The sequence below is a fragment of the Chryseobacterium sp. genome (assembly GCF_041914225.1).
Classification (GTDB): Bacteria; Bacteroidota; Bacteroidia; order Flavobacteriales; family Weeksellaceae; genus Chryseobacterium.
Genome location: NZ_JAYSDT010000016.1, coordinates 23337 through 40513 on the forward strand (window position 1 = coordinate 23337; position 17177 = coordinate 40513).

The following is a 17177-nucleotide window of genomic DNA, read 5'->3' on the forward strand; positions in this document are numbered from 1 at the left end:
CTTTATGTTTTATTTTCTGATCATTAAATTCAACCATTAATAATCTGAATTGTTTATTTTTAAAATTTACTCCCAAAGTATGTCGTCTTTTTTAAATGTTGTACTTTTTTTCAAATTCGGTCTTTTAATAACCTGAATAAATAATTCGGAATTATACTCTTTTCTATAACTGTTAATTTTATTTACAGTCTGATACCATTCTTTATCAGACATAGAATCGTCATAATCATCATCTTCATGAGCTTTCTTCGCTAAAGCAACAGTAGATTTAACATCCACGCTTTCTACAAATCCAAAACAGCCTAAAGATCCTCCCAGCCAATCGATTCCAACTTTCACACCTCCGGGTTGAGCCATATATACTGTCCCTCCTCTTAAATAATGCCCTCCTATATGAATCATTACATCTTTTGCAAAATTAATGTCATCGCGATCATCATGAATCGGAGTTTTACCATCTAATTCTGTATTCCTTTCCAATGGCTCCGCCGGCAGGCTAACCGTTTTATTTTTTGAAAGCTTAAATGCCGGAAATTGAATCCAGCCTTTTATCTGATTAGGATAAACATAATCCATTGCATTATATATATTATCATTTGCATCTTTCGGCTCAAATGCTCTATTCAGAAAATAATATGTATCCTTATCAATCTCTCCTATTTTTTGCCATCCATCTCTGGTCACAGCAAATGAAAATAATTTTTTTTGTTCATTAGCATTCATCAAAAACAGTTCTGCACTATAGACATTTACTATACATGCCGGATTAATATTGCCTATACCTTTATTTGCTATATTAAAGATTCGCAGAATTGAATATCCAATGGTCTTATCGGTAATTATCAATCTTAAATGCTGTAAAAATACTTCTGCATTCACTTTTTCAGAATCTTTAAAAAAGGCATATACTCTCAACTTAGCGATATTCCTATCCTTCGGTACTGCATAAGAAATCTTTTCTTCGCCGGTTACCTGTGGTGCATTGGCTATATTGGTATCATCATACTGTATAGCCCATTTAAGGCTTTTCAATTCTGATTTTGTCGGCGTTCTGTTGTATTGAATGGCTTTAAAAAAATAGCTTTTCCCTTTTTCTATAATTTTAATCTCTTTTGTGCATGCAAAATCTTCATAGCATTTTACCGCTTTTACCTGTAGTGGTTTTGTCTGTTCTTTCGCCTGGTATTCATCAAATTTCTTCCCTCCTTTTTTTCCATAAAAGGTATTTTCCTGAGGGGATTTAAAATCCAGAGTTCCTTTGGAAGCTTCTTTCATGATATGTTCTGCTTCCTTATAGGATTTTCCAAAAACATTCCTAACAATATTTCCGCCTTCGCCTGCCATATTACTGCATTTTTACCTGTTTACCACTATTGATAAGCACTTCTTTGGCACTCTCTACATTAATCGCATCTTTTGTACTGATGTAAGAGCCGGATTCCATATTTTCCGTAATATTTTTGGCTGTAGATTTTCTTCCCGCTTCTGCCGTTTCGATGATATTGCTTTCCGTTAGATTGTAATCGTCATTAGCTGTTTCTGTGATATCTTCTCCCGCCATAATATTGACATTTCTCTGAGCAGAAGCAATGATATTTTTACCTGCATTGATCTGTACATTTTCTCCGGCAGTAAAGGTGATATTTTTGGGAGCATTGACAACAATATTTCCTTTTCCATCCATTAGATAGGTATTTCCACTAGGATCTTCAATGAAAATACTTCCTTCCTGATCGTTAAAGATCACCTTATTTCCACTTCTTGTCTGAATAGATTTAAGATGGTTGTTGATACTTCCTCCCAATGCCACCTGTCCATGGAACATCCCTCCCATGGCAAACGGAAAATCAGGATGATGATATTCAAACCCAACCATCACCTGGTCCCCCACTTCAGGTACCGCTACAAAACCTCTGTTCTGTGTAATAACATCTGTCCCTCCTGCATCGGGGCTCATCATTCTGATAAAATGAGTGGTATCAGGATGTTGCTGCCAGTCAAACCTTACCTGTATTCTCCCCTGATTAAGAGGATCAGTATTGGAAATAACGGTAGCAACCTGTGGCTCGGCTTTAGGCTGTATAAAATCCGGTTTGGGCATAAAACCTGTTCCGTCAGCAATAGCTTCAAAGCTTCCGCTGTAGTACCCTCTTGCATTGACTTCATGCAAGACTTCTGTAACAGTGAGTTTTGTAAAGTAAGACGTCTGGCTGGTGTCTGGCTTACGCATTTCCATATCGGCAAGACATCCCGGGTACAAAAATGGGACAGTTGTATTTCCTGAAACCGTAAATACTTCTACGGCAGCACTTCCTGCAGCACTTTTCTGAGAATCACTTACATCCACAAACATATTGGCATTGATAGGTGCCGGAGAAAGTGAACGGGTTTTAAAGATCGTACTGCTCAGTTCATAAGCCTTGGACGGAATTTCCCCTAAGTGTCTGATATTGTTTTCAGAACCCATCATTTTTGTATGGCTGCTGCTGTTATATCCGAAAAACTCGGGATGGGTATGTACAGCATTCAGCTCTACCTGAACATCTGTTACATTGCTTCCATATACAAGCCTGATCGGTTTTTCAGAAGGTGGAAGTTTTCCGAAATGAAGCACTTCACCATCGTAATAAAACTGTTCTCCGTATGCTTCTGCTGTTCTTGCAAGATAATTGTAATGGGTTTCGTTATATTGTGAGCTGTAATTGATATAGCTTTTATTCTGTGTATCTACTCTGAAATCAAATTTCTCCGATCCCAGTGCTTCTTTAAGTATTTTGTTGGCAATAATTCCTGTATTAACAGCCTGATGTCCTCCAAAACTCTGAGTATGGGGAGCAGCATCCATAAGAATGGTTGGGCTTTGACCTCTCAATACAATATTTCCCAGACTCATTTTTTCCTGGCTGAAAGCGGCTTTAGTAATAACTCCTACAAAAGTTCTTTCCGGGCTTTCACTTTCATAATCTTTGTATTTGAAAACAATGGTGATCCTTTTCCCAAGAAACTGGCGTGCCTGTTCCAATGTATGGTTCTGGGCTTCTCCAAGAGAATCGTGGGCCAGGATGAGTTCAAAATTGTGATGCCGCCTTGCACTTTGCTGCAGACGGAAATGTTTGAAGTGTTTGATAATTTTCCCTTCAATCACAATATCCAGCTTCACCACACGGTTGATTCCGGGAATATGATTCTCAGAAATCTTATCGGAATTCGAGATATTTTTATTCATAGTGATTAGGTGTTTTTTCAGAACTTTATTTAAATAACCAAGAGTTCTATAAGGTTAAAAAAGGCAGAACAGCATTCCCTGAAATGGGTGTACTATTCTGCCTGATATTTAAATTCTGAATATTTTAAGAAGGCCACGCTCCGAAATAAGAAGAATTTCCAAGATCTATCTGTTCTGCACTTACCACAAAACTGATATACATACTGTTGTCATCTACCGCATCAAAGTCTACTTCGTGCTGGATAACATAACCGTTGTTCCACTTTAATGTTGTTAAAGTTCCCTCTTCATGAGATTTGTTGAAAGTGATTTCTCCTACGGTAGGTTTGTATTTACCGTTCAGTAAGCTTTCCAGGATGTCTGATTTTTCAGTAGCTTCTACCGTGATTTTGATAAGCGCATTGGAAGGATCTGATGCTACACGCCCTGATAGGTCTGTAGATCTTGATACGCTATAGTTAAGTTTTAACAGCTTTTGTCCTTCACCGTTGTTGAATTTTAAAATTCCTCTTGAATTTCTTTCTGCCATGATAGTAAATTTTAATGGTTAATATATTGTGATTGTTCGTTTTATATATCACCAAATATAGACGCATTTACAAAAAGCCAGTTATATTTATTATTAAATTTCAAAAACTGTAGTAATAGTACGACTAACAATTGTTAGGTTTATTAGATATTATAAATCAGGTGTTTGCTAATTTTCTTCATTAAAAATCGACTTATTCTATTCCCTGTTTAAAATACAGCGGGAAATTATTCCCATCTGAAAAAGTAAAGTATAAGAAAAAACGAAAAAAATAAGAATCTATCAAAACACTGATGAACAGCACATTGAAATCAAAAACAAGCTGTATCAGGATATTTCTTCAAAAAAATAAACAAAATATTTGCGCGGTATCATAAAATGTTATACTTTTGCATCACTTTAAAACAACGAAGTAATAAACAAAAATATAAAATGGTTTCTTAGCTCAGTTGGTAGAGCAATGGATTGAAAATCCATGTGTCCCTGGTTCGATTCCTGGAGAAACCACTTCAAAACCTCTAATTTATTTTAGAGTTTTTTTTGTGTATATACTTTTCAACTGAATATTGATTAAAAGTAATAATTAATCCAAAAAGTTAATATTTAAAGTTAAATTACTTCAATCAGCTGTTCAGCCAGCCAAGGCACTCAGCAATCTGGGGTTTACTGATAAAAACGTCTGTACTTACTTCAGGTTCAGGAGAAAGTTTCAATTCTACTTTCTGGCTTGAATGCTTGATAATTTCCGTAACTGCATTTTTATTAACAATAAATTTCCGGTTAATTTTAAAGAAAATTTCCGGATTCAGCTTCTGAATAATATCTTTAATGGTATCATCATAAATATAAGTCTGATGGTCTTTTGTAGTCAGGAAAAGATATTTCCCGGAGGCAAAAAAAATAAGCTGTGTTATGTTCGTCTATTGACTTAAGCTTGTTCCCTTCTCTCACCATAAAACGTTTCATCAATCCACCTTCTGTCTGGCGTAATGAGGACATAGATTTAAGGACCGGTTCAGGATCAAAATTATTTCTTATAGAGATAAATTTTTGTAAGCTTTATGCAGGTCTTCTTCTTCAAAAGGCTTGAGAAGGTAATCAATCGTAAAATGCCTGAAAACCCTCATGGCATATTCATCAAATGCGGTAATGAAAATAACCGGGGTAAAAAGTTCCACCTGTTCGAAAATTTCAAGGCTCATTCCGTCACCAAGATGAATGTCCATAAAGATAAGATCTGCTGAATCTTTCTCAAAAAAATCAATTGCCTGCTTTTTGGAACGAAGAATAACAGTCTCTGTAACAGGGACTATGCTCTGTGTATCCAAAAGGTTTTTCAGATAATTCACAGCCAGCAGTTCATCTTCTATAATGGCAATTTTCATAACGGTGCAAAAGTACAAAAAAACCGCTGAAACAATTAAGTTCAAGCGGTTTCCTCTGTATTGAATTTGATATGAAGTTCTATAGATTAGGATTATTCTTCTTCGCGCTCATTGGATATTCAATGGTATATCGCGGATCATTCTGCTGAAGAATATACTCTTTGCCACTGATGATGTGGCTTATTTTTTTCTGATTGGCTCTTCTTAAATCAAACCATCTATGCCCTTCAAGAGCAAATTCTCTGAATCTCTCATCCAGGATAAAGTTCATAAATGCTGTAGAATCCATTGAGTTCACCGCATTCTGTACTGAAGTAAATCCTTCCGGAGTATATCTGTTTTTTAATACTTTAAGAAGTGTTTCTTTTGCCTCATTAAGTTTATTCAATTTTAATAATGCTTCAGATTTTATAAAGTACTGCTCTGCTGTTCTGAAAGACACCTTAAATTCTAGGCTTCCTCCTTTAATTACCTTGTATTTATTACCATTTTTCTCAAAGTATATGCCAAACCTTTTATCTGCAGCATTATTATATGAAGAAATCAGCCCCGGAGATGCAAAAGATAAATTCTTTATAGAGTTGTCCCATGTATTGTCCAAAGCCATAATTGATTCCGGGGAAGCATAATGGTTGGGTGGAGTATTTACGATATTTAAGTTCACTAACTCTCCTTTTACCGCCAGCACCTGATTGGCGTAATTTAATGCTTTGTTCCAGTCTCCTTCGTAAAGAGCTGTTCTGGCTTCAAAAGCCAACATTGCTGTTTTTGAGAATCTGTAATTGACTCCTAACGGCTGTTTCTGCTCTACCATCAGATCTTCTGCTTTTTTCATATCTGCATGAACCTGATTGTACACTTCCTGTACTGACGATGGTTTCAATACCGCCTCAAGATCAATTTCAAGATTGATCGGAACCCCTCTGTCTGTAGAAGCTGTAGCACTGTTGTATGGTTTTCCGTATAAATTCACCATATCAAAATACAGGTAAGCACGAAGGGCATAAGCTTCTGCTAAAATCTGATTCTTCTCCGGAGAATCCTGCATGGTTTTGCTTCCTTCATTGATAATCTGGTTCAGGTAGAAGTTTACAGAATAAAACCTCAGCCATGGAAATTCCGTAGATGTAGGATCATTATTCGAATCCTTCCACATTGCCATTTCACGATAAGAAACAAAATCTACTCCATTGTCATCAATATTTACCTCATCGGTACGAAGTGCTACCAGAGACTTGTGAACGGGGTATTTTGAATAGGCTGATGTAAGTACCTGTCGATAATCTTCGGCAGTAACAGGAATTACTTTTCCTTCTGGCTGAATATCCAGAAACCTGTCACATCCGATATTGATAAAGCTGATTGCTGCAAGAGCTATAATTGCTGTAATTTTTCTCATTTTTCTCAAGTTTTAAAAAGAAACATTAAATCCTACGGTTACCGACTTGGTGATAGGCTGTGCATAAATATTACCGTACGTTTCCGGATCAAAATATCCTTTGTATCCGTTACTGAATACAAACAGGTTACGTCCTTCAACACTCAGTCTCAGGCTGGAAATTCCCATAGGATTTGTAAATCCTTTAGGCAGTGTATATCCTAAACGGATACTGCTGATTCTGATATAACTGATCTCTTTTGCCCACACATCCAATAAACTGTATGCATTGGAACTGTTTCCGGCAAACCATTTATTCGCCATCCATCCGTACGGATTAGCATCCATATCAGGGCTTGTAATTCCCGGAAGTGCGCCTCCTGCCTCGTAAATATCCCTTGTATAATTTCTTCCTCTATCCAGATCCATACCTCTGTAAGAAGGTGATCTCATTACGGTCTGCTTCAGGTTGAATGTCGCAGAAATTGTAAGATCAAAGTTATTTACTTTAAAGGTGTTGATAATCCCTCCGGTAAATTTCGGATCTCTGTCTCCCACATAGGTAAACAGGCTTCTCAACTCAGCATTTGAAAGTTTCGTATCTACGAGCTGCCCCGGAAGGAAATCTGCATACACATCATATAATTTAAAGAACTCAGCAGCTGAAATCTTTTGGTCTCCTTTCCAGAATAGCGGATTTCCGTACTGATCCATTCCTGCGGTTTTTAAAGCAAAAACAGCATTTACCGGAAGCCCCTCTCTTGAAGGAAGGAAAGCGTTGTCACGAGGCTGCTCGCTTAAAACCCTGCTTTTATTGTGAGCAAAGTTGATGGTAGTAGTCCATTTGAAGTTATCATGGTTGATGTTTCTGGTTGATAATGCCAGTTCAAAACCTTTGTTGGTCAAGCTTCCCCAGTTCATCATGGTATATTCGAACCCTGTTTCCAGAGGGGTTTCTTTCATGCTGATCATATCTGTCCCTTTTCTGCTGTAAACATCGGCAGTAAGACTAATACGGTTATTGAACAATCCTAAATCAAAACCAACGTTGGTATTGGTTGTTTTTTCCCATCTCAGTTTATCATTCGGTGGGCTTATTACAGTAATAATACCTTCTTTTACACCTGGAAGAATTGTTGCATCATTATATTCTCCGATAAAAAACGGTGATGTGTTTCTGTCTATATTTCCCTGAAGACCATAAGATGCTCTCAGCCTAAGGTTAGATATGGCAGAGATATTTTTCATGAAATCTTCCTTCGTTACCAGCCATGATCCTGAAACCGCCCAGATCGGAAGATATTTATACTTTTTATTCACACCAAAAAGATTGGTTCCGTCATATCTTACACTTCCGAAGAATGTATACTTCTGATCATAAGTATAGGATGCCGTAGCAAACATTGAAGCATAAGCATTCTCTATTGGTGGGTTTTCACGATAAGTTTCATATTTTTTATCTGATGCAAAATCTGAATTCGGGAAAACAATTGGTGTACCTCTTCTGGTCTTCGGATCATATCCGAAGGCTCTGGTGATCGTTGTATTATCTTCTGTTTTACGGATTTCTGTACCGGCCATCAAGTCAATTTCATGTTTTGAACTGATCTTTGTGCTGTACGCAGCCTGCAATTTCCAGTTGTACTGGAAGAAATCATTATCCCAATTTTGCTTTACAGCACCTGCAGGTAGAAAATAATTATACTTACCATCTTTGTAGTAACGGGTCCCTTGTCTCATTTTCCTTGTGGAATAGGTATTTTCTGCTGCAAATTTCTCTGTTTTGTTGGCGTCATACTGGATTCCTAACTGAGAGGTAAATCTTAAACTTTTTGAAGCTTTATATTCTAAATCTAAAATGGCTTTCAAAGAATTATTTTTAAGCGTATAGCTTGTATTTTCTCTCTCTTCCAGAAAGTTAAAAGGCACATACAAGTCCTCAAAACCGTCTATATCCTAATCATAATTGTAGCTTCCGTCTGCATTGAAAGGCTTCATGTAAGGATTGGCATTTCTTGAATAGTTAACCGGGTTTATTGAAGCATCAGCATCCGTTACAAAAGATGTACGTTCACTTTGTGTTCCGAAAATAGAGATTCCTGCATTTAACTTATCGCTTAATTTGTAATTGTTTTTTAAAGTCAGGTTATACCGTTTAAAACCTGTACCGATAGTTGTTCCTTCTTCATCATAATATCCCAGGGAGAAATAGTAATCTGCACGGTCACTTCCTCCGGAAACACTTAATCCGTATTGTTTGTTGATGGCATTTCTGTACAACAGTTTACCCCAGTCTGTATTGTTGTTTCTTAAACCGTTAATCTGCTGGCGTGTGAATGAATTCAACGCGTCAAAACCACCGTTCCTGAATACATCAAGCTGGTTGTTCTGAGTCAGAATTCTCATCACTTCTCCTTTATCTGCACGGTAAGTAAGGTCTGCACGTTTGGCAAGCATCAGTTCCAGGTCTACTTTTTCAGAGGCATTTAAAAGATTCAGTTTATCAAAATCAGGGCGTGCTGTAACGAAGGTATCTGCAGAGAAATTCAGTTTTAAACTTCCTTTTTTTCCTTTTTTGGTTGTGATGGAAATTACCCCATTTGCAGCTCTTGCTCCGTAAATTGCCGTTGCAGCCGCATCTTTAAGGATAGTAATATCTTCAATATCGTTAGGGTTCAAACCTGCGATAGAGAAATTCTGAAGCTGGTCAATATTATCTTTATCGGTAAAGTTAGGAACATCATTTCCTTCCAACGGAAGACCGTCAATTACCCATAGCGGATCCTGAGGACCGGAAAGAGAAGCTGTTCCCCTGATTCTGATCTTTGCAGGGCTACCAGGAGCACCGGTTTCGGGAGTTACTGCCACACCAGCAATCTGCCCTGCCAGCATCTGGTCTACACTGGCAACACCAGCCTGGCTGATGTTGTCCATTTTCACAGTAGAAACCGCTGAAGTCTGCTTACGCTTTTCAATTTTCTGGTAACCGGTGATGATTACTTCCTGGATTTTATTTTTATCTGAAACTTCAGAAGTCAGTCTGATGGTATAATTAGTCTGTCCTTCATTAAGCTGAATGACTCTGGATTCATAGCCTGGAAAACTTACCAGTACGGATTTTGTATCGGCAGGGATTTCCAGTATGAATTTTCCGTCCTTATCAGTTACGGTACCCACTGATACACTTTCGATAATTCCTTCCAGTTCTGTTTTTGTAGAGACCGACTGTGTCTCGATTTTTATAGATGCACCGCTGATAGTCTGGGAAGTATTTCCGTCTTCTATTTTTCCGGTGATGGTTTTCTTTTGCTGGGCCATTGCTATATTAGCAGCCAAAAGAGGTAAAAGTATTAGAGTTTTTTTCATTGCCGTTTATTTGTTTAAAGCCTCTTGTATACGAATGATTAAATCTGTGTAATGTGCTCTCGAAGCATCATCACCTCTGTACCTTGTTCTGTTCAATAACTCCAGAACCTTCTGAAGTTCCGCTCTCTTATACGTAGTAACCTCAGATACTCTTTTCATGGATGAATAATTGATATTTCTCAAACCATGATCATCTTCATGAAAATTACAGATGGTCGGGATATTCAGGGTATCATCTGTTTTCAATCCTTTCACTGCCGTTTTCTCAAATAATTTGTTCACTGAAACAATCAAAGCATCCACATAATTTTTCTGCGTCATTTTTTCAAGCATCGTAAGGCTTCCTTTTTTACTGAAGATGGCTGTTCTTACCTGATCAAATAAATTCTCAACCGTATAGATCTCTTCTTTTGAGCCGGACATCTGATGTTTCAACTCATTTTCAAGCAGCCTCAATAACCGGTCATCCATAAATAAAGAATAGATATTCGCATACTGCATTCCTCTTGCAAGGGTATACGGCGTCTGCTCGAATGGTCCCATTGGTGAATCTTTTACCGGATACGTTTTTTCTGTAATCGGGTTAAAGAATAACCATTCCGGAAGGTTGATCGCATTTTTAACAAGGTAATCAACCGCTCTTCTCTGAATTTCTGCAGGAACCGCTTCGTAAGCTTTCTTTTTGTTTCCAAAAACAGTATTGTTCAGATAAATCCCCCCTACATTGGCCATCACATGACCTGTGTACAGATCCCACTGCCCGATAACTCCCAGATACAGTTTTCCCGCATCCGTATAATCTTTACCATCTTCATAGGTCCATTGTAAAAGATTATTGATAACCACTTTCAGGTTTTTCATCCCGTATTCGCTGGCTTTCATGGCATCATCTCCCAAATCTTCAGATTGTGAGCGAGGATCAATAGTTTCAAGATAGCTCTGCTGCTCACCATAGAAATACATAGGATCATCTTGATGTTTTTCAATTAAGTTTTTCAGGGCTTTTTTCTCTGTGAATTCATCCGGATACCAACGGTAGCCCCACTCTATAGCATATTTATCGTAAAGGCCAATTTTCGGAGTGATGGCTGTAACCCCGTCTTCCGGCTGTGCCACATAATTGTAACGGGCATAATCCATAATGGAAGGTGCCGTACCACCCATTTTGTCTGTAAACTCTTTGGAACGAAGCGACTCTACAGGGAATGCAAAGGATGCTCCCATATTGTGCTTCAATCCGAAAGAGTGCCCCACCTCATGCGATGAAACAAAACGGATAGCTTCCCCCATATGTTCATCACTGAATTTATTTCCTCTTGCTTTAGGATCAATAGGTCCGGTCTGAATTCTCATCCAGTCATGAAGGGAAGTCATCACATTGTGCCACCAGATAATATCTGCTTCGATAATTTCCCCACTTCTCGGGTCTACTACTGATGGTCCCATTGCATTTGACTTTGGCGAAGCGGCGTAAGTAATTACAGAATATCTTACATCATCAATATCAAAATCTTCATCTTTTTCATCCGGCATTTTCGCAATCACTGCATTTTTGAATCCTGCCTGCTCAAACGCAGCCTGCCAGTCATGTACTCCGGCGATTATCTTTTCACGCCATTGTTTTGGTGTTGCCGGGTCGATATAATAAACAATCGGTTTCTTAGGTTCTACCAGCTCACCTCTTAAGTATTTTTCTTTATCCTCATCTTTACGTTCAAGATTCCATTTGGTAATGAAGAATTTTTCATCCATTTTCTGCTGATTGTCATTAAACGACCAGTGCTTTTCAGAGAAAAACCCTACTCTTGAATCCGCTACTCTTGGTTTCATCGGTATTTTAGAAAGAAGAACCAGATTGGTTGTAACACCCAATGTTACCGGAAGATCTACGCCACCTTCATTGACAGAAGTTAACAATTGAGACTTCACCACAAGATTCTTAGGAAAGGTCTTCACTCCTTCTATATAGGAAAGGCTTGACTTCACAGATCCTCCCAACCCTACATTAGCCAACACATCATTGAAGCTCTTCTGATTTCCGTCAAAAACTTTGTTCACTTTAATGACTACAGCCGTAGAGTCATTATTTTGTGCTTCAATATCAAAGACTTCAATAACAGATTCTGAAAAGTTGTCTTTCACAGATTTTGTAATCGCATCATTTTTTGGGGATGACACTTTAGGCACAATAGTTTTCACCCATACTTTTTTAGCTACAGGATCGCGGTGAAAGGAGATGACCTTATTTTCATAATTCATCCCTTTGTTCAAACCAGCCTCATTCACCTGCATGGGTACCTGGGAAAGTTTGTTGACCACCAAAAACTGGCGCCCCATTAAGCTGTCCGGAATTTCAAAATAAATATCCGTTTTTACCTGAATGGTATTAAAAAGCCCCTTTTTATAGGTTCCTTTTTTGATCAGGTCTTCAATTTTCTTGGTTTTCTTTGAGGAAGAGGTCTCTGTCTTATCCGTTTTTTCTTTGTTGACCTTTACCGTATCCTTATCTTTTTTCTGTGCTACTGCCATTGGTGAGGCCATAGCAAGACCGAGATACAGTGCGAGCCTGTAATTCTTCATTAAAATAGTCCGATTCATTCCAAATAGTAAATATCTTAGTTTCAGCCGCAAAGCTATAGGTATCATGAATCATATAAATAATATTAGGGAGTGAGTGGTGATTTTTCGGGAGTGAATGGATTTTTATTTTCACTTCAATAAAGGCAAAAAACATATGAAATATTCACCATCTACAGAAATATGAAGAAGATTATTCTTAAAATACCCGTAAATATGATTCAAATAATCAATTCCAAACTTCTCACTCTGTACCGGATCTGTTTTAGGCTGCCAGGTGTTCTTTACCGTAATCCCGTCTTCATCGACAATAATGATAATTTCCAAGGGCTGGTCTATGGTTGCTATATTATGTTTGGTTGCATTTTCTGTGGCGATCTGAAGGGATAAATACGGAATTCTTTTTTCCATACTTTCAGGAGCATTAATAATCAGTTCAAACCTCATCTCTTCATCAAACCTGCTTTTCAGAAGCTCCATATACTGCTGTATAAATTTGATTTCCTGCGAAACCGGAACAATATTTTCTTTAGGAGGCACTATCAGATACCGGTAAATCCTGGAAAGATTCATGGTAAATTTCTGTGCATTCTCTTTATTGATCCCGATCAGCATATAAAGGGAATTCAGTGAATTGAAAAGAAAATGTGGATTGATATTATTTTTGAGCTGCTGAAGTTGATTGATCACTTCTGCTTTGTGCATCTTTTCGTTCTCAATAAGAAGCAAGTTTTTCTCCGACTGTATTTTTTCTTTTTCCTGATAAGCCAGACCGGTTGCCCTCTGAAATAAAATAAAAACAGTTACAATAAGGAATAATGCTGCCAGAAAAATATAAACGGTATAGGCTTTTATCTTACTGAGGTTCTCATCGATAATAAAATTTACATGATTCACAACTGTGTATCCGTCAAAATTATCAGTCTTCAATGGTTTTATGAATCTTGTGACCTCTACACCAAGATATTCTGAAACAGCTGTTCCTTTGGTATACCCTGTTTCAGTTTTGCTGGCCAATGTATCATTAGGCTTGATATCTGTAAAGCCAAAAATATTATTCCCGATATATTTCTTCTCCGGATGGGTAATACAGATTCCTTCTTTGGTAAAAACGTAGGCATATGTATTGGAACTTTTGTCAACATTGATAAAATATTGATGAAGATCGTCAAGACTTACGGTAGAACCATAATATAATCTGCTTTTATCGGGCAGCACCAAAGAATCATAGCTCACCCAGTACATACTGTCTTTTTGAGTAGTTAAAAGATCTTTGAAGTGCCCTGAACCATTATTTTTGAGAACAATAGATTGCTCCTTATCCTTTGTACTCTTGAAAATACCGGATAAAGGATTATTACTCTCTGTTTTTCCGGAAGCTGCATCTTCATAATAATACCAGCTGTAAGGGAGCAGGTTTCTTTTTTTGTTCAGGTCATTTAAAACCGAAGAATACTCTTTATAGTTCTTCAACCCGTCTTTTTTGATCAATGCACGAAGGAGGTACTGATAATCTTCAATATTTCTGAATTCATGTTCTATAGATTCGTATTTTCTGAAGAATGTTTTCTTGGCAAAATCATCAGTATTTTTACGGCTGTCTTCTGTGATTAAAAGACTCAGAACAGCAAATACTGCCACTGCAATGAAGCAGGCAGACAAAGCGGTAATATAAATGGATTTTTTGGATAAGGCGTGCTTAAAATTAATAATCAAATTCTATAAATTACGGATTCCTCTACATATAAATTATCCGTTTGCAAAGATATGACAAAGATTTTAGGACCGTAAAGTGAATTATTTACAGATTTAAAATATCCGTTAGTCATCTGTTTTTCGCTAGCTCTACAATAATCAATACAATAGAAAACTGCTGTAAGTATGATGACGTTTATTTCATACATTTTATTTGAACAGTCTGCTCATTAGAAAATTATTGTATTCATCTTTTACGGAAGAATTAAAGAGATCGAATACATGCAACGCTCCTGGAATCACCCATAGTTCTGTTTTCACTCCTGCTTTGTATAAAAGCCGGGCATATTCTATATCCTCATCTCTCAAAGGATCCAGCTCACAGGCTACAATAGTGGTTTTTGGTAACATGAAAAAATTGTTGTAACAGGTCAGGTCTGAATATTGAATGCTTTTATCTTTATTTTCTTCTCCAAGAAAGTGCAGCCAGGCTGTCTTCGCATAATTCTTATTCCACAGAGGAATATCGGTAAACTCTTCCATTGAAGGAGTATTCAGTCTGTTGTGAATAACAGGATATAGCAAGAACTGATGTTTTATATTTTGAATATGGCGGTCTGCTGCCATTTGGGTTACGGCCGCTGCCAAATGTCCTCCCGCACTTGCTCCAAATATGGTAATATAATCAGGGTTGATTCCCAATTGTGTTTTACCATGTTTTATAATCCATTGTAAAGCATCGAAGCCATCTGAAACAGGAGTCGGAAAACGATACTGGGGCGCCAGCCTGTAATCAACAGATATAATGGTTGCACTGAGTTTATCTGTTATTTCAAACATCTGGTCATCCACCTGCTCAGGCAATCCAAAAACATATCCTCCTCCGTGAAAATAAAGAAGAACTCTATCCGGGCTGAAATCTTCAGCCTGATAAATATGAAGCCTGATTTCATAGCCATCTTCTGAACTGGGAATAAAAATATCTTTCACAACAATATGATCCGGTTTCTTAAAGGGATGGGCTTTCACAAATTCTTTCCTTTCCTGTTGAATGATTTCCGGATTATTCAAAAACAAATTTTCATCAATTTCTAATGAATAAGGAACATTTTCAATACTATATTTTAAATCACTGTTAATTCTATCGAAATTCATATTAATTTAAATATTTTGTTCTACACAAGGCGATAAAACCACTTTCCGACAGGACAATTCCTGTTTTTATTTGTAAATTTAACTGGTCTATAGTCTGTTTTCAAGTGAACAAATGATTGTCCGGAACAAACAAAAATGTAAGTATGAGTATCAAAGAGTCATCTACCAATAACGAAAATAAAAAAACGCTGGAATACAGCTGTTCTGAAATATATGCCGTCAATCTGATCAGTGGCCGCTGGATACTTTCCATCTGTTACCACCTTAAACATTGGAAATTAAGATTTTATGAGCTGAAAAATAAGATCCACAATATCTCGGAAAGAATGCTCACCCTGCAGTTAAAAAAAATGGAGCAGGAAGAGCTCATCATCAAGAAAGTATATGCAGAAGTGCCTGTAAAAGTAGAATATGAACTTACTGAAATAGGCAAAAAATTAATTCCCGTTTTAGATCAGCTGGAACTATGGGGAAATGAGCACAAAAAGATTAAAAAGAAAAAATAATTCCACAACGTGTTATATTATAAGAAAAAATTAAAGGATATTTCTTTTACTTTATCAGAAAGCGTGAAGAACCAGAAGTATCTGTAAGTCTTAAAATTAGTTAATATCATGGCTTGACCCGCAGATTCGGCCCGCTATATCTTGAAAATTAATTATCTTCGCCTACAAATCTTATTTGAAAATGAAGAAGATCATCTCCGGGATATCTATTTTTTGCGCCATTATTGTCTCTGCTCAGGAATCTATCCAGTTTCAGGAACTGCCGTTCAAAGATATCATTGCAAAAGCCAAGAAAGAAAAGAAACTGGTTTTTATAGACGCCTATGCTTCCTGGTGCGGACCCTGCAAGATGATGGAAAAAAATGTTTTCACCCAGAAAACGGTCAGCGACTATTACAATACCAACTTCATTAATGCAAGATTTGACATGGAAAAAGGAGAAGGCAGGGATATTGCTTCTAAATTCGGAGTACGGTCCTATCCTACTTATCTGTTCCTGAACGGTGAAGGTGAACTTGTTTCCAGAAATACGGGATATATGGAAGAGAGCCTGTTTGTAGCAATGGCTCAGGATATCAATTCACCAGGAAATAAAAAAGGATCTCTTAAAGACCGCTTTGCTGGTGGTGAAAAAGACCCTGAATTTCTTATCAATATCATGAAGCTTAATGCCAACTCGGATTATGAATTCGCTAAAAAAGCTTCGGAAAGATATTTCCAGAATAAAAAGGAAACAGAAGAACTCACAAAGGATGAGATTGGTTTTCTTCTTTATTTCGTAAAGTCATCAGAAGATACCAATTATCCTGTTTTCGCATCCAGGAAAGCCGAGATTATTAAATTCCTTCCGGAAGAAACTTACAATGAATTCGATGCCCAGCTAAAATTGGGAAAAATAGTAGAGCAGTCTATTGATGATAAAAATAAGAAAATCAATGATGACTATTTCATGAAAGCTGCCGAACCATTGGTTGGAAAAGAAGCTGCCACTAAGAAGCTTAATCAAACAAAGCTGAGCTATTATGAGCAAAACAGCAATTTCCCTGAGTACGAAAAAGCAGCTTTAGATTATTATAAAAACTCAGATACTTTTGACCCGAATGAACTTCTGAGAGCAGCCTGGATATTTGCAGATCATGTTAAAACACCATCTTCATTGAAAAAAGCAACTGAATGGGCAGAAAAATCTGTTATGAGGGGAGAAACTTCCGAAAACACTTATATTCTTGCCAAACTCTATTACCTTACCGGAAATAAAGAAACAGCAAAAAACTATGCTGAGATGTCTAAAAATATGGCCGTTCAGGGGAATAAGGATTCTCAGCTGGCAGACGAATTATTAAAGCAAATAAAATAAACA

Annotated in this window: 11 protein-coding genes, 1 tRNA gene and 1 pseudogene; 3 read left to right on the top strand and 10 right to left on the bottom strand. The window is 37.2% G+C overall.

Features of this window, described 5'->3' with window-relative positions; genetic code table 11:
- Positions 1-66: 66 nt before the first annotated feature.
- The 3 genes from ACE3RB_RS09295 to tssD all read right to left on the bottom strand — a co-directional run bounded on the left by ACE3RB_RS09295 (position 67) and on the right by tssD (position 3755).
- The gene (locus tag ACE3RB_RS09295) at positions 67-1344 is read right to left on the bottom strand and encodes a hypothetical protein (protein ID WP_374463977.1); all 1278 of its coding nucleotides are present in this window, start codon (positions 1342-1344) and stop codon (positions 67-69) included.
- A 1-nt stretch (position 1345) separates the two neighbouring features.
- Positions 1346-3226, bottom strand: coding sequence for a type VI secretion system Vgr family protein (locus ACE3RB_RS09300; RefSeq protein ID WP_374463978.1), 1881 nt, complete (start codon positions 3224-3226; stop codon positions 1346-1348).
- A 124-nt stretch (positions 3227-3350) separates the two neighbouring features.
- Positions 3351-3755: a type VI secretion system tube protein TssD gene (gene tssD, locus ACE3RB_RS09305; RefSeq protein ID WP_374463979.1), complete on the bottom strand. Its 405-nt coding sequence runs from the start codon at positions 3753-3755 to the stop codon at positions 3351-3353.
- A gap of 434 nt (positions 3756-4189) precedes the next feature.
- Between tssD and ACE3RB_RS09310 the strand changes: the two genes are divergently transcribed.
- Positions 4190-4262 (top strand) — tRNA-Phe (locus ACE3RB_RS09310).
- 116 nt (positions 4263-4378) lie between these two features.
- Here the strand turns inward: ACE3RB_RS09310 and ACE3RB_RS09315 are convergent.
- From ACE3RB_RS09315 to ACE3RB_RS09345, 7 genes and pseudogenes are all read right to left on the bottom strand, one after another.
- Entirely contained in the window at positions 4379-4669 is a 291-nt protein-coding gene (locus ACE3RB_RS09315) for a LytR/AlgR family response regulator transcription factor (protein ID WP_374464021.1), read from the bottom strand.
- A gap of 120 nt (positions 4670-4789) precedes the next feature.
- Positions 4790-5140: a LytR/AlgR family response regulator transcription factor gene (locus ACE3RB_RS09320; protein ID WP_374463980.1), complete on the bottom strand. Its 351-nt coding sequence runs from the start codon at positions 5138-5140 to the stop codon at positions 4790-4792.
- Positions 5141-5219: 79 nt separating this feature from the next.
- Entirely contained in the window at positions 5220-6539 is a 1320-nt protein-coding gene (locus tag ACE3RB_RS09325) for a RagB/SusD family nutrient uptake outer membrane protein (RefSeq protein ID WP_374463981.1), read from the bottom strand.
- Positions 6540-6551: 12 nt separating this feature from the next.
- Positions 6552-9884, bottom strand: a pseudogene (locus ACE3RB_RS09330) (SusC/RagA family TonB-linked outer membrane protein).
- Positions 9885-9890: 6 nt separating this feature from the next.
- Entirely contained in the window at positions 9891-12482 is a 2592-nt protein-coding gene (locus ACE3RB_RS09335; protein WP_374463982.1) for a zinc-dependent metalloprotease, read from the bottom strand.
- A gap of 111 nt (positions 12483-12593) precedes the next feature.
- Positions 12594-14177 (bottom strand): histidine kinase, encoded by a 1584-nt coding sequence (locus tag ACE3RB_RS09340; protein ID WP_374463983.1) that lies wholly within the window; start codon positions 14175-14177, stop codon positions 12594-12596.
- Positions 14178-14366: 189 nt separating this feature from the next.
- The gene (locus tag ACE3RB_RS09345; protein ID WP_374463984.1) at positions 14367-15311 is read right to left on the bottom strand and encodes an alpha/beta hydrolase; all 945 of its coding nucleotides are present in this window, start codon (positions 15309-15311) and stop codon (positions 14367-14369) included.
- Between the two features lie 143 nt (positions 15312-15454).
- Here ACE3RB_RS09345 and ACE3RB_RS09350 point away from each other — a divergent pair, with 143 nt between their 5' ends.
- Both ACE3RB_RS09350 and ACE3RB_RS09355 read left to right on the top strand, forming a co-directional pair.
- Entirely contained in the window at positions 15455-15817 is a 363-nt protein-coding gene (locus ACE3RB_RS09350; RefSeq protein ID WP_374463985.1) for a winged helix-turn-helix transcriptional regulator, read from the top strand.
- A 181-nt stretch (positions 15818-15998) separates the two neighbouring features.
- Positions 15999-17174 carry a thioredoxin family protein gene (locus ACE3RB_RS09355; protein WP_374463986.1) on the top strand — a complete coding sequence of 392 codons (1176 nt, stop codon included), beginning with the start codon at positions 15999-16001 and terminating at the stop codon, positions 17172-17174.
- The last annotated feature ends 3 nt before the right edge of the window (positions 17175-17177 follow it).